At 63.0% G+C, this 17,240-nt stretch carries 25 protein-coding genes; 2 read left to right on the top strand and 23 right to left on the bottom strand.

Features of this window, described 5'->3' with window-relative positions; translation table 11 throughout:
• Positions 1 to 6: 6 nt before the first annotated feature.
• The 22 genes from C3F36_RS00120 to C3F36_RS00020 form a co-directional block, all read right to left on the bottom strand.
• Positions 7 to 291, bottom strand: coding sequence for a phage tail assembly protein (locus C3F36_RS00120; RefSeq protein WP_025327469.1), 285 nt, complete (start codon positions 289 to 291; stop codon positions 7 to 9).
• 80 nt (positions 292 to 371) lie between these two features.
• A complete protein-coding gene (locus C3F36_RS00115) occupies positions 372 to 890 on the bottom strand; it encodes a phage major tail tube protein (protein ID WP_104454211.1) in 519 nt (172 codons plus the stop codon).
• A gap of 9 nt (positions 891 to 899) precedes the next feature.
• Complete coding sequence (locus tag C3F36_RS00110) at positions 900 to 2,078, bottom strand: phage tail sheath protein (RefSeq protein WP_104454210.1); 1,179 nt, start codon at positions 2,076 to 2,078, stop codon at positions 900 to 902.
• Between the two features lie 208 nt (positions 2,079 to 2,286).
• Positions 2,287 to 2,700, bottom strand: coding sequence for a tail fiber assembly protein (locus tag C3F36_RS00105; RefSeq protein WP_104454209.1), 414 nt, complete (start codon positions 2,698 to 2,700; stop codon positions 2,287 to 2,289).
• 15 nt (positions 2,701 to 2,715) lie between these two features.
• Complete coding sequence (locus C3F36_RS00100) at positions 2,716 to 3,750, bottom strand: phage tail protein (RefSeq protein WP_104454208.1); 1,035 nt, start codon at positions 3,748 to 3,750, stop codon at positions 2,716 to 2,718.
• Complete coding sequence (locus tag C3F36_RS00095) at positions 3,747 to 4,379, bottom strand: phage tail protein I (protein WP_104454207.1); 633 nt, start codon at positions 4,377 to 4,379, stop codon at positions 3,747 to 3,749. The genes C3F36_RS00100 and C3F36_RS00095 overlap by 4 nt, the downstream gene beginning before the upstream one ends.
• Entirely contained in the window at positions 4,376 to 5,275 is a 900-nt protein-coding gene (locus C3F36_RS00090) for a baseplate J/gp47 family protein (protein WP_104454206.1), read from the bottom strand. Before C3F36_RS00090 ends, C3F36_RS00095 begins: the two co-directional genes overlap by 4 nt.
• Entirely contained in the window at positions 5,272 to 5,643 is a 372-nt protein-coding gene (locus tag C3F36_RS00085) for a GPW/gp25 family protein (protein ID WP_104454205.1), read from the bottom strand. The genes C3F36_RS00090 and C3F36_RS00085 overlap by 4 nt, the downstream gene beginning before the upstream one ends.
• Positions 5,640 to 6,212, bottom strand: coding sequence for a phage baseplate assembly protein V (locus C3F36_RS00080; protein ID WP_104455974.1), 573 nt, complete (start codon positions 6,210 to 6,212; stop codon positions 5,640 to 5,642). The genes C3F36_RS00085 and C3F36_RS00080 overlap by 4 nt, the downstream gene beginning before the upstream one ends.
• 78 nt (positions 6,213 to 6,290) lie before the next feature.
• Positions 6,291 to 6,749, bottom strand: a complete 459-nt coding sequence (locus tag C3F36_RS00075; protein ID WP_104454204.1) for a phage virion morphogenesis protein — start codon at positions 6,747 to 6,749, stop codon at positions 6,291 to 6,293.
• The gene (locus C3F36_RS00070; protein ID WP_104454203.1) at positions 6,731 to 7,201 is read right to left on the bottom strand and encodes a phage tail protein; all 471 of its coding nucleotides are present in this window, start codon (positions 7,199 to 7,201) and stop codon (positions 6,731 to 6,733) included. Before C3F36_RS00070 ends, C3F36_RS00075 begins: the two co-directional genes overlap by 19 nt.
• On the bottom strand, positions 7,176 to 7,418 hold the full coding sequence (lysC, locus tag C3F36_RS23675) for an Rz1-like lysis system protein LysC (protein ID WP_233759690.1): 243 nt from the start codon (positions 7,416 to 7,418) through the stop codon (positions 7,176 to 7,178). The genes C3F36_RS00070 and lysC overlap by 26 nt, the downstream gene beginning before the upstream one ends.
• Positions 7,312 to 7,785 (bottom strand): Rz-like lysis system protein LysB, encoded by a 474-nt coding sequence (gene lysB / locus C3F36_RS00065; protein ID WP_104454202.1) that lies wholly within the window; start codon positions 7,783 to 7,785, stop codon positions 7,312 to 7,314. The genes lysC and lysB overlap by 107 nt, the downstream gene beginning before the upstream one ends.
• Positions 7,775 to 8,596, bottom strand: a complete 822-nt coding sequence (locus tag C3F36_RS00060) for an N-acetylmuramidase domain-containing protein (RefSeq protein WP_104454201.1) — start codon at positions 8,594 to 8,596, stop codon at positions 7,775 to 7,777. Before C3F36_RS00060 ends, lysB begins: the two co-directional genes overlap by 11 nt.
• Positions 8,593 to 8,901, bottom strand: coding sequence for a phage holin family protein (locus C3F36_RS00055; RefSeq protein ID WP_104454200.1), 309 nt, complete (start codon positions 8,899 to 8,901; stop codon positions 8,593 to 8,595). The genes C3F36_RS00060 and C3F36_RS00055 overlap by 4 nt, the downstream gene beginning before the upstream one ends.
• 1 nt (position 8,902) lies before the next feature.
• On the bottom strand, positions 8,903 to 9,265 hold the full coding sequence (locus C3F36_RS00050; RefSeq protein ID WP_104454199.1) for a putative holin: 363 nt from the start codon (positions 9,263 to 9,265) through the stop codon (positions 8,903 to 8,905).
• Between the two features lie 9 nt (positions 9,266 to 9,274).
• Positions 9,275 to 9,487, bottom strand: a complete 213-nt coding sequence (locus tag C3F36_RS00045) for a TraR/DksA C4-type zinc finger protein (protein WP_199769634.1) — start codon at positions 9,485 to 9,487, stop codon at positions 9,275 to 9,277.
• Between the two features lie 2 nt (positions 9,488 to 9,489).
• Entirely contained in the window at positions 9,490 to 9,693 is a 204-nt protein-coding gene (locus C3F36_RS00040) for a tail protein X (RefSeq protein WP_104454197.1), read from the bottom strand.
• The gene (locus C3F36_RS00035) at positions 9,693 to 10,163 is read right to left on the bottom strand and encodes a head completion/stabilization protein (protein WP_104454196.1); all 471 of its coding nucleotides are present in this window, start codon (positions 10,161 to 10,163) and stop codon (positions 9,693 to 9,695) included. Before C3F36_RS00035 ends, C3F36_RS00040 begins: the two co-directional genes overlap by 1 nt.
• Positions 10,164 to 10,269: 106 nt before the next feature.
• Positions 10,270 to 10,995 (bottom strand): phage terminase small subunit, encoded by a 726-nt coding sequence (gene gpM / locus C3F36_RS00030; RefSeq protein WP_104454195.1) that lies wholly within the window; start codon positions 10,993 to 10,995, stop codon positions 10,270 to 10,272.
• 9 nt (positions 10,996 to 11,004) lie between these two features.
• A complete protein-coding gene (locus tag C3F36_RS00025) occupies positions 11,005 to 12,036 on the bottom strand; it encodes a phage major capsid protein, P2 family (RefSeq protein WP_104454194.1) in 1,032 nt (343 codons plus the stop codon).
• Positions 12,037 to 12,048: 12 nt separating this feature from the next.
• Positions 12,049 to 12,870 (bottom strand): GPO family capsid scaffolding protein, encoded by an 822-nt coding sequence (locus tag C3F36_RS00020; RefSeq protein ID WP_104454193.1) that lies wholly within the window; start codon positions 12,868 to 12,870, stop codon positions 12,049 to 12,051.
• A gap of 149 nt (positions 12,871 to 13,019) precedes the next feature.
• Here C3F36_RS00020 and C3F36_RS00015 point away from each other — a divergent pair, with 149 nt between their 5' ends.
• Both C3F36_RS00015 and C3F36_RS00010 read left to right on the top strand, forming a co-directional pair.
• Positions 13,020 to 14,786 (top strand): terminase ATPase subunit family protein, encoded by a 1,767-nt coding sequence (locus C3F36_RS00015; RefSeq protein WP_104454192.1) that lies wholly within the window; start codon positions 13,020 to 13,022, stop codon positions 14,784 to 14,786.
• Positions 14,783 to 15,826 carry a phage portal protein gene (locus C3F36_RS00010; protein ID WP_139737889.1) on the top strand — a complete coding sequence of 348 codons (1,044 nt, stop codon included), beginning with the start codon at positions 14,783 to 14,785 and terminating at the stop codon, positions 15,824 to 15,826. Before C3F36_RS00015 ends, C3F36_RS00010 begins: the two co-directional genes overlap by 4 nt.
• A 302-nt stretch (positions 15,827 to 16,128) precedes the next feature.
• Here the strand turns inward: C3F36_RS00010 and C3F36_RS00005 are convergent, their stop codons facing one another.
• Positions 16,129 to 17,076 (bottom strand): IS30-like element ISAs2 family transposase, encoded by a 948-nt coding sequence (locus C3F36_RS00005; RefSeq protein WP_104454191.1) that lies wholly within the window; start codon positions 17,074 to 17,076, stop codon positions 16,129 to 16,131.
• Between the last annotated feature and the right edge of the window lie 164 nt (positions 17,077 to 17,240).

Genomic DNA, 17,240 nt, shown 5'->3' with positions numbered 1-17,240 from the left:
GGTCATCTATGCAGTGAGGTAGGCCTCCTGCTGCGAGCCCATCAAAAAACCGACCACCACGACCCCGGCTTTGAGCAGGTCAGCCGGGTCCATATCGTTCACTTCCTTTTCGGTCAGGTCGGTGATGCGGGGCAGCAGTTTGATGAGGGTATCCACGTTCATCTGGACGATGTCCATGGTGTTGAGCCCGCGCAGGTGGCCCGCCTTCTTAGGGCTGCGGATGATCAGGCTGTTGAGGGTGCTCTCGCCGCGCTGGATCGGGGTGTCGAGGGTGATTTCTTTCTGTTCCATGGTGCTTGTTCCTGTTGTGGATGTGGTGAGGGCGGCACTTTCTGTTGGGATAAGGGCCGCCCGTTGGGTTGTTGGGTGGGTTAGAGGCCGATGGCTTTGCGGTGTTCGGCCATGCGGTCGACGCCGTCGGGGCCAATCTCGACCATGTTGATCAGGTCAATCTCGTGCATCACCCGGCCGTTGATGGTCTCTTTGTAGTAGGTGTTGACCATGGTGACCTTGGCCTGGGTGTTGTCACCGGCCTTGAGGGTGCCGCGATCGAGCTCTTTGAAACGGCCACGACAGACGATCTCGACGGCGACCACTTCGCCGGTGTCATCACGCTGGACTGAACCGGCAAAGCGCAGGCTGGTGCCGTCGGCTTTGGGCTCACCCATGCAACTCAGCAGGGGTTCGCCGTAGCCACCGAAGGTGAAGGAGACATCGAGGGCGCTGTCATCCAGCCCCATGTCGATGTTGACGGCACCCCCCATGCCGCCACCGCGATAGGCTTCAAACTTGCGGGACAGCTTGGCCGGGGTGATGTCTTCCGCTTCACCGACCCAGTTGTCGCCGTTGAGGAAGACGTTCAGGCGTTTGAGTTTGCGTGGCAGTGCCATGGGGGCTCCTTATGCGGCGGCCGCGACGCGGGCGCCGAAGTCGATGAGGTAGGTGTCGGTGATGCGCTGGATGAAGCCGAGGTCTTCGAGCGGCGGCACCGGGGTGTAGTTGTAATCGATGCGCAGCTTGCCGGCCTTGAGGGTGTCTTTGTCGTTGAGCTCCTCGTTGTACCAACAGTCAAAGCCGAGCAGGTAACCGCCCGCCACCAGTTCCCGGCCCTTGGCCTTGATGCCCTCGACGATGTCTTTCACCAGGGTGGGGGTAAGCGGTTTGTCGTTGGCCCACATGTGCGCCTCGGCCATGGTGTCGGCCAGGATCTGGGCGGTGCGGGTGTAGTTCTCGAAGGCGAACAGCGGGTCATCGGAACAGGTGCGGTTCCCCCAGTACCGGAAACCATCGGACCGGATGAGGGCGGTGATTTCGTTGGCGTTGAGCAGGCCGACCTCGGTATCGGGGTCTTGCAGATCCCAGAACAGGGCCTTGGTCATGCCGTCGACCCCGGTCACGCCGACGTTCGACAGGGTCTTGTGCCAGCCAATCTCCTTGTCGATGAATGCCCGCATGGCGGCCGCCTTGAGGCAGGCATCGAGCTTGATGCTGGCATTGGCGGCGGTGTCCCAGGCGGTCCAGTCGCCGTGGATCGGCATCAGTTCGCGGCTGGAGAAGTTCTCGCGGTAGGCGAGCGCTGCCTCGACGGTGTCGGCGATGGTCGGCACATAGGCGAAGGCGCGCAGCTTTTTGGCTGCGCCCGCCAGGGCGGTGGCTACGGCTAAGGTGCAGTTGTCCGGCACGCAGAGGATGCGCGGCTTGACGCCGGTGGCCGGGGCGGCACGCTCCAGCGCCTTGAGGCCGGTATAGCTGCCATCCGGCAGGATGGTGCCGATGATGTTGCTGGTCAGCTCGGCGGCGTCGGCGCCATCGGCCACGCGCACGGCGATGACGATGGTGTTGACGGTGTCATAGATGGTTTGCAGCGAGCGTTTGAGGTTGCCGGTGCTGCCCGCCTTGGCGATGGCCGCCGGCAGGTTGGCAATCAGCACGGGTTTGTTGAGGGGGAAGTAAGCGGCATCCGCATCGCTGCTGGTGCAGATGATGCCGATCACCGCCGTGGCGACGGTGCGGATGGTGCGCGTGCCCTCGTTGACTTCCACGACGCGCACGCCGTGGTGAAATTGGTCCAGTGCCATAGGTTCTCCTGTTGTCCGGACGGAGCATTCTTTGCGTAGGTAATGCATGTGATGCGAGCAGGGTCAGGATGCAGGGGTAGGGGATGTCAGGCGAGCGGCGGCCAGTGTGTGAGGGCCGTACACACTGGCGAGGCGGTGACAGGGTGAGGGTGGCGGCAGTCATGAAACACCCCGCACAGGGCGGGGTGGGGCGGGGAGTATGTTTGAGTCAGATAATGCGCGCCGGCTCAGCAGGCCAGTGCGGTGATTCAGGCCAGCCAGGTTGTTCCGATACCAAGGTCAGCTCGTAGCGGTAGCGCTGCCAGTCAGCCAGTAGCTGGAAATGCTCTTGTCTCGCGTACCCACCATCAACAGCAGGTTGGAGGATGGCGACTTGTTCACCGGCAATATTAAGTCTGTTCGTCAGCTCGTGCCCTGAAATCTCCATATCGGTCGGCGCACGCTTTGGTAGATTAATTGGCAAGCCATCTTCATCTGCTGCTATCTCATAACCTTGCGAAGATAACTCCATCAGCTCGTTGTATTTATCCAACGATATTTCTACGGCGGCTGCGGGTGGTGTTTCAAATGCGGAGTCAGGATAAAACCCTATCGGTTCTGCTAAGAAAAATATTCTGTTCATTTATCAAACTCCCCTCTAAAAACCAAAAGCAAACCAGTACGAGTTGCCGCTAGATGCCGTTGAGCGATTTCTGATGGTGAACTGATTGCCGCCTGGTTGAGGATCCACACAAAACGAAATCGGTACTGTCGAATCTCCGATAACTGCTGGTTGGGTAAATAGTCCTTTCAGCGCCCCCTTTGGCCATGCGATCGGCATGGTTATTACGACGGACTGCCCTGCAAGAATCGCTGCAACCGGGCCTCCCTGAACTACCAGCCCACCTAGCCATGATGGGAACAAGATGTACCACCCAGATGCCAATGTGCTGTATGAGAAGCCGTTTCGCATTTTCTTGGGGGTAATGGCCGACGCATCATCCGTGCCTGCATCGGTCTGCGCTTGCGTCGCCACTTTCATCAAGCCCAGCACGGTTTCGCTGGCCTGCTTCACCCAGCCCCACAGGGTTTTCACCGTGACAACGGCATTTGCCTTCTGATTGGCGGTGACAGTCTCATTCACTTCGACCTGGGTGGCGTAGCGGGTAAAGCCCTTGGCGGTCTCGCTGGCATCCGGGTGGTCACGGCTTTGCTTGTGGGCAGCCATCAGGTCATCGACATACTTGCGGGTGGCCAACACCACGGCGGGGTCAATTTTCAGCTCTACCGCGCTGGTGTCGCTGACGATCAGCACGATGCGAATGACCTGGGTTCTGCCGGCCCCACTGCTCAGCAGCGGCTTGTAAGTGTCAGGGGTGTTGGCAATCGCGATCAGGGTGCCATCTTCGGAGAAGATGCCGGCTTCACGGATCCACCAGTCGCCGACGTTTTCCGGGATGATCTGCTCGGCGACCAACTGTGACTGGTTAGTGGGGTCCTGAAACAGGGTATTGATGGGGGCGCGGCGCTTCTCCCTGACCAGCGCGGTCTGGGCGGCGTTCGGTGTGACGGGCTGACCGTTGCCATCGCCGACGGCCATGTGGGTGATTTTCAGCGGCACCCCCAGCGCGAGGGCGTTGGCAATCTTGGCCTGGCCGGCATCGGTGGGAATGGCGAAGTAGATGGCGCTCAAGCGGCACCTCCTGTCTGTTGCGGTTGAATGGTCATGGTGTCGATGGTGTGAGTGATGCCGCCGTGCCACTGCTGGCCGCTGACTTCGATAACGGCTGGACTGTAGGGGTAGATGGTCAGCTCATCGCCCAGGTAACAGGCGGCCCCCAGATAGAGCGGGCCCCGGGTCTCCATGCTGATGGCGAGGCCCGTCAGGTGGCGGGTCATCGGCTTGGCGTCGGCGATCAGCCGCTCCAGCTCCTGGTACATGGCTTCCGTGATGCCGGTATCGAGCACGCCAATGTCGAGCTTGAAGGTGCCCGGGGTGGCCGCCGGGGCCTCTTGCCACCACTCCAGCACCCGGATCAGATACCCCAGGGGTTCCACGACCCGGCGGATGGCGCCGATGGTGCCCTTGCGACTGTGCACGAAGTAGCTGTTGGCGATGACCTGGCGCTTGGTGGCCTCAGGCCATTTTTTATCCCAGCGGTCGACACTCCAGCTGGCAGCCAGATAGGGCAGCAGGTGGGCGGGGCAGGTCCAGGGGGACCAGAGCGAGCGAAACGGGATCGGCAAGGCCTGGGCATTGGCACCCACGGCGGCCAGGTTGCGCTCGGTGCGGCTGGTGTTGGGTGGCAGCAGGGTATTCATGCCGCCCGCTCCACGGTGAAGCCGGTGCAGTAGGCGGCCTGGGTGGCGTTCGGGATGATGTCAGCCCAGCCAGTCAGCTCGACCTTGCGCACGCCCTGCACGTGCAGGGCGGCATCGATGGCGGAGCGCGGCACCTCGACCCCGATGCGGCGGCGGGGATTGATAAAGGCGGCGAGCTGTTCGCGGGCAGCCTGCAGGATCACATCCACCTCGGCCCCCTGACTGTCGATGTGCAGCTTGGCGGTGATGGTGTAGTTGATGATGCCGGCGCTCTGCACCGTGAGCCGGTCGGCCACTGGGCGCCTGTCTTCCTGGCTCAGGGCTTGGGTGACTTTGGCGATCAACGCCGCATCGGCGCTGCCGTTCCCCTCGGTGCTGAGTATGGTGACTAGCGCCTCGGCGGGCGCTGGGCTTGACCCTTTGGCGTCAGCCACCTTACCGTCAGCCGAGAGGGCGAAATACTCATAGGCGCCCGTCGGGCCCGCCACGCTGAGGCCATCCCACGCCATCAGGGCGCGCAGGATCAGGGCTTCGTCATCTTCCTTGATTTCCGGTACCGGCGGGGTGGCGGTGGGGTCACCCGGTTGGATGATGAGCCGCTGTACATTCCAGTTTGCCACCAGGTTGTCGAGGTCGCTCCCCTTGGCCCACGCCAGCATGTTGGCGACGGCGGAAGCGTTGATTCGCTGGCGCAGGATCAGCTCTCGATAGGCATTCTCTTGCAGCAGCTTGGTGATGGGTTCGGAATCGAGCGCCAGGGTGGCCTCGACGCTGGGCTGTTGGTCTGCCGGGTAGAGGCTGACGAAATAGGCTTTTCGTTCAGCCAGGATGCTTTCGAAGTCCAGCAGTTCGATCACATCTGGCTGCTGCAGTTGGGAGAGGGTGATGGTGCTCAACTGGCGGCTCCTGTGGGAATGGCAATAGTGGCGCTCTCTGTTCCGGTACCCGGCGCGCCGCCGTCTTTGCGCTGCCAGGTGAGCTCGACGGTAAGGGCGCCATCCATGCCGCCTCCCAGCACATCGACCCGGGTGATGGTGATGCGGGGTTCCCAGTTGATGAGGGCCTGCACGGTGGCGGCCATCAGGCGCAGGCGGGTGGCCTGATGTTGGGGCTGGTCGATGAGGTAAAACAGCTCGCTGCCGTAGTCGCGGCGCATGACGCGGGATCCCACCGGGGTGATCAGGATGTCGCGCACCGACTGGATGATGTGGTCGGTGGCGCTGATGGCGCGCCCGCTCGCGGCGTTCATGCCGAGCCATTTCATTGCGGGCCCCCGGAGGTGCCGCTGCCGGTGCTGACGTTGCCGTGCTTGTGGGTAGTCACCTCGATGCCGCCAATCTTGGCGCTGGGGGCGGTGATCTTGCCGCCCGCCTCGATGGTCGAACCGACCTTGAGTGCCTGGGTGCATTCCACCAGGGGGGTGATCAGCTTGACGGTCACCGAGGCGGAAAGGGTGGCGGTCTTGATGCCGCTCGCATTGAGCACCCCGGTGGCCGGGTTGTACTCGATGACGGCGCCATCAGCGTATTCAGTGCGATCGAGGTCCGGGTTGTCATCGTCCGCCAAGGGCTCTGGGAAGGCAGCGCAATTGATGGGGCCGACGATGTAGGCATTGCGCGGGTCGCCGCTGACCGAGAGCATCAGCACCTGTTCGCCAATGGAGAGGCGATGGCGGGTGCGATTCCTCCCGGCCCGCGCAGTTGCGTAGGGCCGCCAGTTGGTGATGAGGTCGCCGGTCTTGACGCGACATTCCCCGGATCGCACGGCGGTCACGGTGCCGATGCGGATCAGGTTGTCGATCAGGCGTTGGAGTTCAATGGGGGTTGGTTGCATGGGGCCATTGTTTTGGGCAATGGCGGGGAAGGCGAGCGGCGGCCAGTGTGTACGGCGCTGGCACACTGGCGGCGGTGGTTACAGTCCTTTGGTGAGGTGGGCGAGCAGGGTGGTTTCTAGCTGGTCCCGCTCTTGTTCTGTGATGCCGAGCAGTTCCCGCGCCGGGTATGAGATCTCGCGGCCCTTGATGCGGTCTTTGAGGCCATATTGGTGAATGGTGGCGAGCCGGTTGGCGGTGCCGACAAACTCCACCACGGCCTGTTGTTCACTGGCGCGGGCCTTGAGCCAGGCGGGGTTGCTTATCTTGAAGAACATCTTGCGGCGCAGGCTCCCCCGGTTTTTTTTCAGCTTGGGCTGAGGCTTGCGCGGGGCCATAGGGCTGCCATCGGGCTGGCGGTTGGCGCGGATCCGCTGGGCCTGGCTGGCGCGCAAGGTGCGGGCCATTTCGCCCGCCAACTGACGGCGGGCGGCGGGCTCCATGCTGGCCAGCAGGCCATCGGCCCAGTGGGTCAGGCGGCTCAGGTCGTCGGCGGCCATGGCTGATGCTCCCCGTTGATGAAGAGTTCCCAGGTGATGCCGTCATAGGGGTCTTCCGGTGGCTCCGGCAGGTGCTCCCAACCAATTCCCTGTTCGTTTTGCCACACCCTGACCCGCTCGGTCAGCTTGACGGTGATGATGAGATCCATCAGGTCGTTGGCAAGGTATTCAGCCTCGAAGGTGATGCCCTCCTTGCGCTGCTCGTCGTTGGTCATCAGCTCGGGCTGGTGTTGGCGCAGCCAGGCCAGCAGCGGCACCATGACCTGATCCGGGTGGCCAGCAAAGTCCTCGATGCCGATGGTGAGGGGGTATTGCCACTCGAACGAGAGCGAGCGGGCCCCAGTACTTTCGACATTGCCCGGGGCGATGAAGATGTGCAGCTTGTCTGGGTTGGTCTTGAGGTGTGGCACGCAGCGGGTCAGCACCTCACGGATCTGTTTTGGCTTTTCCATGTTCCCTCCCGTTCTGGTGCCGTTGCTGGCAGGCGATAAGGCTGTCGACCTGGGCGGCGCAGCTGGCCCAGGCGGCCTCGGTCTGGGTCAGCTGATCCATGAGGTCGCCGTTATTGACTGGGCTGGCGGCCGGCAGTTGGCAGGGGGTCAGCCCCTGACAGGTGAGCCTGATAATCTGCTGCGCCGGTGAGGGCGGGGCGCTGGAGCAGCCTGACAACAGGATCAGGCAGAGGGCGATCAGCCCACTCCTTGAGTTCAGCATTTTCACGTTTGAGCCTCTTGATGGTGTCGGCCCGGGTGGCGGCCGTGATGGTCAGATCGCCAAGCTGGCGTTGCAGCGTGGCGGCGGCGTTTGCCTGGGCGTCCAGCTCGCCGGTGAGGGTATCGATGACCCCGTCTTTGGTCTTCTCCCGCCGCTCGGCCTCGACGGCCTTGTCGTTGGCGGCCTTGAGGTCGCTTTGCAGGGTGGAGACTTTGCCCCTGGCGGTCGCTGCCGAGGTGGCCGACCAGCCCCAGCCAGCCAAGGCGATGGCCAGTGCCAGCAGCAACCAGGTGAGGGGGGAGCGCAGCAGGCTACGCCACATCCGCCACCTCCTTCACCGGATAGACCTTGGCAAAGTGGTCATATGTTTTGGCGAGCTTGGTGTCGTAGTCATTGTCCTTGTAGGCCGGGCCGTTGTAGCGGCGGGCAAAGTCAGCCCACTTGCGACCCTGCAGGGCCTTGTGCATGGCGGGATCTTGCTGGATGTAGCGGCACAGGGCGGTGAGGTGGTCCACTTCGCTGCGCTGCATGGCGGTCTGCCAGTCGCTGGCCGAGGCAAAGCCCAGCGCCTGCCAGTGGAAGCCCATGATCTGGAACATCCCCCAACTGGCCGACTCGATGGCGGCATCCCGGTGCAGGCTGATGGCGAGTTGCAGCCGCTCCCACTCGGCCGCCCCGCCCGCATAGCCGCCGCGCTTGGGGTTGACCAGGTTGGGGTAATGGGCGGCCATCTGGTCGGCGGCGGCCTTGCCCAGGTGCTGGGTGAGCTGCTTGTAGAACACATGCCGCTCGAACAGCACCACCGGGCGCATGTCGGTGGTGAACCCCTCGCCGATGCTCTCGACCTGGGCGACGGTGGCCATGGTGGCCAGCGGCATGCCCAGCAGGTCAGCGCCAGCCTGCATGTCGCCGATGCGCAACTGGTTGCCCCGCTCGCTGCCGAGCAGGGCGGCCAGGGTGCGGGGGCCAGCCTGGCCGATGGCGGTGATCATGTAGTCCCGCTGAAAGGCGAGCAGGGCGCGCTCTGTGGCATCGCCAAACCAGCCATCCGGCTCGAGCGGATAACCGGCTTTGGCCAGGCGACGCTGCAGATCGGCGACGGCGGCGCCGGTATCCCCTTTTTTCAGGCTCATGGTTGAAACCTCCCGTTCAGGTGGCTGGCGGTGGTCGGTTGCTGGCGGCGGCGCGGCAGCAGGCGCATAACGGATCCGCGGGAACCGATCAGGGCGGTGAGCACCATGGCGGCCAGCAACACGGCGGCGGGGTCAGGGGGAGGCAGGACACCGAGCAGGACGCGCAACGGCACGGAACCGGCGGCGACGGTGATGACCCATGCCAGCAGGGCAGGCAGGGGGCGATAGTCGCCCCCGTTGCGGTTGAAGGTGGCGATGCGCATAGCGATCGCGGTGCAGATCATGGCGTAGAGGATGGTCAGCATGTCAGCCCCCTTTGCGGAGTTTGAGCAGGTCTTCCGGCGTTTTGCGCAGGATCCACTGCAGCAGGTGGACGGCCAGCGCCGAGGCCAGCATGGCGCCGACGGCCCTGGGGACTTCGACACTGAGTGGCAGCACGCTGGCCAACATGGCGGCAACCAGCGGGGCCGCCAGCGCGCCCGCCACGAAAGCGGCAACGAACAGGCCCGCCTTGCGCAGGTTGCCGAGCTCGGCGGTGGTGGCGATGAACACCAGCGCCCCGGCGAACGCGCCGAGCAGGACGCCGGGATCGACGCCCGGGAAGAGGGACAGCAGCGTCAGGGCGCTCAGAGTGCTGGTTGCTGCACTGGATGAAATCGGTTCTGGCATCGTGCTCTCCTATCGGTTGTTGTGGTGTTCGGCCAGGGTCTGGCAGTCGGTGCAGCGCTCGCAGCCCCGGATCGCTTCGCGGCGGGCCTGAGGAATTGGCTCGTCACAGTCGATGCAGTAGTGGGGGCCGGTGCCACTGATGCGGGCGGCGTGAACGCGGGCAGCGATTTGCTGCTCGCTGATGTTGGCCAGTCGTTCGAGTTCGTCGTCGAGGCGGCTCATGGTCAGTCCCATAGCTGGATCAGCGGCTGCTCGGCCTGGGTGGGGGCCGCTGGCATTGTGATAAGGGTTCCGGTCGGGAGGATGGGGCCGAGCTCGGCCAGACCGGGGTTGAGGGCCAGCACCTGCTCTGTGATGCCGGCGGTGTAGCCGTAGTGCCGGAACAGGATGTAATCGAGGGTGTCGCCCTGCTGGCTGCGCAGCTCCATCAGATGAGCTCGACGGTGTTGTGGGTGGTGCCGAGGATGTCGCGGATGGCAAAGCGGGCATCCCGGTAGAGGTCATCCGAGCTCACGACCTTGGCATCTGCACCTTTGACGCCGTCACCGGTGGCGCTGTAGTCGGTGTAGCGTTCCAGCAGGTTGGCGCGGGTCATGGCATAGACGGCGCGCCGGTAGCTGTGCAGGTGCACCGATTCGCTGTTGATGAGCTCGCTCGGCACGGCGGCCAGGGTGGCGACCCCTTCTGCCTCACGGGCGCGGCGCCAATCAGCCAGATCCCGGTTGACGCTGGTGATGGCGTCGATCACGGCATGCTTGAGGCGGGCCGTGGTGACGGTGCCATCGATCCGGACGGTTTCGCGCAGGTCAGGCAGTGAGATCGTCGGCCAGAAGGCGCTGCTGTTGATCTCCCCTTCTTCTGGCGCGGCCGGGGCGGTGGCAATGAATCCGGTGCTCATGGTGCTCCTGTGTTGGTCTTGCCGCAGGTTGGGCGGTGGTCGGGCCGTCTGGTATGCCGCTGGCATTCGTCAGGCCCGAGCCGCCCAGGGTGCGGGGTTCGCTCGGTTAGCTGGCCTCGCCAGGGGCGGGGCCTTGCTGTTCTGGGGGGCTGCTTTCTTCCGCTGCGTTGGCTGCCTGTTCTGCGCCCTTCCGGATCTCGCGTTCGAGCACTTCGAGCTCCTTCTTGATGCCGACCTTGTCATGCAGTTCGAGGGCGCGCCGGTAGTGTTCGGCGGCCTGTTGCTTGAACCCTTCGGCCAGTGTGGCGCGGCCCACCGCCTTGTGCAGCTTGGCGCGCACCTGGTCGAAGATGTCGCAGTCGGTCAGCAGATGGAGATAAGCCATGAGCAGGCCGCAGGTCGGGCCGACGTCTATTTCTTGCAGCTTGATGGTGGTGTCGGCGACCTCTTCGGCAATCAGGGTGGCGGCGGTGCGCTCATAGCGGTCCGGGGTGGTCAGGCCATGGCGGATCACGTAGGACGCCATGGGAAGGGCCCCTTCCAGATCGCCGGTGTCGAGGGTCCAGAGCATGATGGTGACCAGGACGTCATCCTGACCGCCGCGGTCGGCAGCCAGCACGCCGTCAATCCAGGGCTTGTAGACCGGCAGCATGGTGCGCTTGACGTCGATCTTGCGCTCGATGCTCTGGATACCCTTGAGGGTGCGGCGGTGTTCGGCCAACTGCATCAGCTGGAGCTCGTAGGCGTTGGCGTGCTGCTGCTCGAATTTGGGGTTGGCCGCCCCATTCAGGGCGGCCAGTTTGCGTTCGCGGTTGCGACGGGCTGGGGTCATGCTACCCCCTTACGCGCCGGGGGCCGGGTTCGGCCCCATGACGATGTTTTCGATCAGTACGACGCAGTCGTAGTCCTCGACCACGTAGGCATCGTTGGAGCTCTCAAAATTGACGATGCGGTTGCGTTTGGGCTCTTCCTCGATATGACGGCGGCGAGCGCCGTCCTGCCAGTAGATGGAGAGGTTGCTGAGTTTGGTGATCAGCATGGCGTCTTCCGGGAAGAAGGGCACGCGCACGGCCTTGAGGCCGCCGATCTGTTTCTGGCTCACCAGCACCTGACCGGCCAGCTTGTTCTGGTTGTCGCCCGCGTCGTTGAGGATGGGGAAATACTTGTCTGAGAGCATCTTGCGGCCGCAGATGACCACCAGTTCGGTATCGTCCTGATACCAAGGCGCGACATGCTCACTGACGGCATCGAACACCAGGGCATCGAGGTTCTTGTAGTCGCCGTCAGCGGTATCCACGTAGATCTTGCCGCTGCCCACGGTACCCTCGCTCATGACCTGGGCCGGGGCATCCGTGCGGATGTGCTTCAGCCAGCCGATGTTCACATCCTGCAACAGGGGGTTGGCGGTGCGGTCGGTGTCGGCGGCAACGCTGGTGCCATGCCAGCCGATCATGATGCGATCCAGCCCCTGACGGGTGATGATGGCGTCGCGCACTCGGGTCTGGAAGTCGGGGAACTTGGCCCAGGCGTCGAGCTGGGCGTAGCCGATCATGGTGTCGTAGTTGGTCTGGGCGCATTCGTAGTTCTGGTCGTAGAGCCCTGTCGGGTTGTTGGGTTCGCGGTCTTTGTTGGCTGTGTCTGTGCGCCCGGCGATGGTACCGCTGACACCGATACTGACCTTTTGGCCTTTCATCTCATCGACCGGGATGACGTTGATCAGGCCGAGGAAGGCGACCGACTCCTGCATCTTGGTTTCCAGGGTCTGCTGAACGCTGGGCTGCACGTTGAATTGCACCATGGCGCTGGTGATGGCGTTGAGTTTGGCCACCTGGCCGGTGAACTCGTTGAACTTCTGGCGGGTTTCGTTACGCATTGGGCATGGTCCTTAGCAGTCGGTTTGAATGGTGGTGCCATCGCTACCGGTGGCGGGCTGGCGCTTGTGGCTGAGGTCTTCCTGGCCCTCCAGCTTGGCGGTGAGGTCGGCCAGCGCCTTGGCGGTGGCGTCCTGCTGGCTGGTCAGTTCGGTGATGGTCTGGGCCTGCTCGGTGAACTTCTTCTGCAGCTCGGCATCGAGGCCGGTGACCTCTTTCGCCACGGCCTCGACGGCCTGGTGCACGTCGCTGAAATCGGCGGTGGATTGCTTCTTGTGGGTGGAGAACAGGGCGGCGATGCGCTCGGCCAGGGAGGGGCCTTTATCCTGCTCGTCTTCGAATTCGATGACGGTTTCCAGCGCTTCGGTGAACAGGCACTCCTTGTACTGCTTGCGTCCTGCCAGCGGGCTGACCGATGCCTTGCTGCAGAACTGAAGCATTTCGGTGCCGAGGCTGGCCGGGCTGTCGGTGACGGCCAGCCCCATGAGGTAGGCGCCCTTCTCGTTCAGGTTCGGGTGGATTTCGACGGAGGTGTAGACCTTCTGGCGCGCCTTGTTCAGTTCGACCAGCTCGGGGGTCGGGTCGATCTGGACGAACAGGGCCAGGCGCTTTTCACCTTCCATGTCGACCTCTTCGGTCTTGGCTGCGGTGATGTCGCCGTACATCTTGAACTGACCTTTCGGGTCATAGCCCCGGATGTGTTCCATATTGACCCGCGCGCCGTAGGTGGACTGGTTGTAGCGCTGGGCCATCTGCTCAATCCACTCGCGGGTGATGGTGCGCCCGTCGGTCGTGCCCCCCTCGACGGCGACGCGGAAAAATTTGGACTTTGCCATTGGCTGGGATCCCTTTGGTGATTGGGTGGTGATGTCGCGGTTATGGTCTGGGTGAGCTGCGGGATCGTGCAATCGGCGGCCAGTGTGTGCGGCGCTGGCACATTGGCGCGGGGGCGTTTGGAGCAGTAGCGGCTGGGTAGACTGGCGCCATGACAGCACCCTTACTCTTCCCCCATATCGAACCCCGCAGGCAGGCCATGCACCTGTACTTTCAGGGGTACAAGATCCGAGCCATTGCGGAGCTGCTGGCGACCCCCGAGGGGACGGTCGGCACCTGGAAATCCCGCGACGGTTGGGATGACATCAAACCCATTGACCGGGTCGACTTCGCCATCGAGGCGCGGATGTGCCAGCTGATCGCCAAGGAGGTGAAAACCGGCGGCGATTTCAAGGAGATTGACCTGCTGGGCAGGCAGTTGGAGCGCATCGCCCGGGTCAACAAATACAGCAAGGGCGGCAACGAGGCCGACCTCAACCCCAAGGTGGCGAACCGCAACAGGGGGCCGAAGAAAGCCCCCGAGCGCAATGTGGTGGAGCCCGAACAGCAGGAGCGGCTGATCGAGCGCTTTGAGTCCACCATGTTCGATTACCAGCGGGTCTGGTATGAGGCGGGCAAGCAGCATCGGCGGCGCAACCTGCTCAAATCGCGCCAGATTGGGGCGACCTACTTCTTTGCCTTCGAGGCCTTCATCGATGCCCTGGTCACCGGGCGCAACCAGATTTTCCTGTCGGCCAGCAAATCACAGGCCCACATCTTCAAGCAGTACATCATCCAGTTTGCCAACGCAGAAGGGGTGGAGCTCAAGGGCGACCCCATGGTGCTGCCGAACGGGGCGCACCTCTACTTCCTCGGCACCAACGCCCGCACCGCGCAGGGCTACCATGGCAACATCTACATGGACGAATACTTTTGGATCCATGGCTTTGCGGATTTTCGCAACGTGGCCAGCGGGATGGCGATGCACAAGAAGTGGCGTCAGACCTACTTCTCCACCCCCTCCAGCCTCTCCCATCCGGCATACAAATTCTGGTCGGGTGAGGAGTTCAACAAGGGCAGGCCCAAGGCCGACCAAATCAAGTTTGACTTGAGCCACGCCCACCTGACCGGCGGCAAGCTCGGTGGCGATGGTCAATGGCGCCAGATCGTCACGGTGGAAGATGCAGTGCGCGGCGGCTGCGACCTGTTCGACATGGCCCAACTGCACAGTGAGTATTCCGAGGAGCGCTTCCGCAACCTGCTGATGTGCGAATTCATGGACGACACCTCGAGCGTCTTCCCGCTCGTCACCCTGCAGCGCTGCATGGTCGACAGTTGGGAGCTGTGGGACGACTACAAGCCCTTTGCCCTGCGCCCCCTGGGCAACCGTTCGGTGTGGATCGGCTATGACCCGGCCAAGGGCGGGCAGGGCGATAGCGCGGGCTGCGCCGTGCTGGCCCCGCCAGCGGTACCGGGCGGCAAGTTCCGGGTGCTGGAGCGCCACCGCTGGAGCGGGATGGATTTCGACGCCCAGGCGCGAGCCATCAAGGCCATGTGCGAGCGCTACAACGTGTGCTACATCGGCATCGACACGACCGGGATCGGGGAGGGGGTCTACCAGCTGGTGAAGCAGTTCTACCCGGCGGCGACCCCTATCCAGTACAACCCGAGCGTGAAAATCCAGATGGTGATGAAGGCCCAGGATGTGATGAACAAGGGGCGGCTGGAATTTGACAGCGGGATGACCGATCTGGCCCAGGCGTTCATGAGCATCCGCCGCGCCGTGACCGCGGGCGGCAAGCTGCCGACCTTTGAGGCGAGCCGCTCCGACGAAACCAGCCACGCCGACATTGCCTGGGCAACCATGCAAGCCCTGTTACATGAGCCGCTGGCAGGTGCCACCGGTGCCAATACCAGCATGATGGAGATTTTCTCATGAGAAAGCGCCGCCCACAGCGCCATACCCCGCCGATGACGGCGACCCAGAAACCCGGCGCGGCCATCGAGGCGTTCAGCTTTGGCGAGCCGGTGCCCGTCTTATCGCAACGGGAGGTGTTCGACTACCTGGAGGCCATGCACAACGGCCGCTGGTACGAGCCGCCCCTCTCCCTCAATGGGCTGTCCCGGGTCTATCGGGCCGGGGTGCATCACGCCTCGGCCATCCAGGTGAAGCGCAACATCCTGCGCTCCTGCTTCATCCCGCACCCGAAATTGAGCCTGGCCGCCTTCACCGGCCTGGTGCTGGACTACCTCATCTTCGGCAACGGCTACCTGCAGGCGGTGCAGAACCGGCTCGGCGGGGTGCTGCGCTATGACCACCTGCGCGCCAAGTACACCCGGCGCGCGCTGGATCTCAACCAGTATTGGTGGATTGCCCAACCCGGCCAGGAGCAGGCGTTGCCCGCAGGCCGGGTGGGCCATGTGATGGAGGCGGACATCAACCAGGAGATCTACGGCATCCCCGACTATGTTGGCGGGCTCAACTCCACCCTGCTCAACGAGTCGGCCACCCTGTTCCGCCGCCGCTACTACGAGAACGGCAGCCACGCGGGCTTCATCATGCACATCACAGACCCAACGCAGAATGAGCAGGACATCAAGGACCTTAAAGAAGCCCTGCGCCAGAGCAAGGGCCCCGGCAACTTCCGCAACCTCTTGCTCTACACCCCGGGCGGTAGCAAGGACGGGGTCAAGCTGATCCCGGTGGCCGAGGTGGCCGCCAAGGATGACTTCCTCAGCATCAAGAACGTGAGCCGGGATGACCAGCTCGCCAGCCACCGGGTACCGCCCCAGTTGATGGGAGTCATGCCCAACAGCACCGGCGGCTTTGGCGATGTGACCAAGGCCGCCCAGGTGTTCGACATCAACGAGATAGACAGCATCAAGGCCAGCCTGCTGGCGCTCAATGACTGGGCGGGGGAGGAGGTGATCCGGTTCAATCCCTACCGACTGTCAGATCTGACAGGGCAGGCGGCATAGGCGAGGCTACAGTTACAAGGACCTTATGAGTCGCTAAAACGGCGTAAGAGAGGCCCCCTCACCGAGGGGGCTTTGTTTTGCCTGGCGTTCAGCGCCCTGACGCCCCGGGGCGGCGGCCCCTCAGCACCCAGCGCGCGCAGTCAAGACCCCGCCTCGCCTGCCCGCTTTATGTGTGGAAAATCATGCAGGTGAACGACCAGGTGCAGGGAGCGACTCCCCGCGCCAGCACTGGCCGCGCGGGGGATAAGGGATCCTTTTTGCGATCCTTCACCGCGAATTCAACTTCGAAGTGCGACACTCGCCTATGCCGCCTGACAGTACTCTTCGAATACCTTGACAGGCTGCCTGAATCCGAGACATTTCCGAGGTCGTAGGTTGAGCCACTGCTCCGCTCTCCTGACATCCTCGTCCGTGACCTCTCTCAGGTCTGTTCCCTTTGGGATAAACTGCCTCAACAGCCCATTGCTGTTCTCGTTCAGACCGCGCTCCCACGAAGAGTAAGGGTGCGCAAAGTAAGTCTCGGCACCCAGCGCTTCCTCTATCGCCTTGTGTTCGGCAAACTCGCCGCCGTTGTCAAAGGTGATGGTATGCACCTGCTCGATGTAGGGCGTTAACATCTCGATTATCGCATCCCGCACCACCCCAGCCTGTTTGCTCGCGACCCGCTTGACCAGATAGAGCCGGCTCTTGCGCTCCACCAGGGTGACCAGTGCACCTGTGCCTTGCTTGCCCAGCACCGTGTCCGCCTCCCAATCACCGAGCCGCTCCCGGCTATCGACGATAGCCGGCCGTTCATCAATAGAGCGGGCTTCCTTGATGGGAGAACGCAGGCTGCTCGCCCCCTTGCGGTAGCGCTTGTGGCCCTGGCGCAGATGGCGGTACAACTGGCCACCCCGGGCTTTGTCGGCGGCCACATGGCGGTATATCCACTCGTGACTCACCATGAGGCCTATCTGCTTGCCCACCGCGCTTATCTGCTCCGGGCTCCACCACCAGGCGAGTGTCAGCTCGACAAACTGGATGACATCGGCAGATAGCCGAGATTTGGCCGCACTGGCCCGTCGGTGGGTGGCGTGCTGATGCGCATTGTCTGGCTGGTAGCCCTGCGGCCCGGCGTTACGACGCAGCTCCCGGTAGAGGGTGGAGCGATGAACGCCAATGGCGCGTGCGGTGGCAAGGATGGACATCCCCTGTGCGCGAAGCACCGATAACTGGTATCGTTGCCCCTCGGTCAACTGCTGATAGCTCATGGTGATACTGCTTTTACTTTGGCGAGCATAAGGGTACCACCAATCAGCAGTTGGCCACCTCTCGCCATTCATCCATGAGTGTCGCACTTATTATCTGAATTCCCGCACTTTCCGTCAGATCCTTTCATTTACAGGCTTATTTCCAAACCAACAATTTTAATTGG

The sequence above is a fragment of the Aeromonas sp. ASNIH2 genome, assembly GCF_002934795.1.
GTDB lineage: Bacteria > Pseudomonadota > Gammaproteobacteria > Enterobacterales > Aeromonadaceae > Aeromonas > Aeromonas caviae.
The sequence above is the reverse complement of the archived record's forward strand: the minus strand, read 5'-3'. Positions and strand labels throughout refer to the sequence as shown.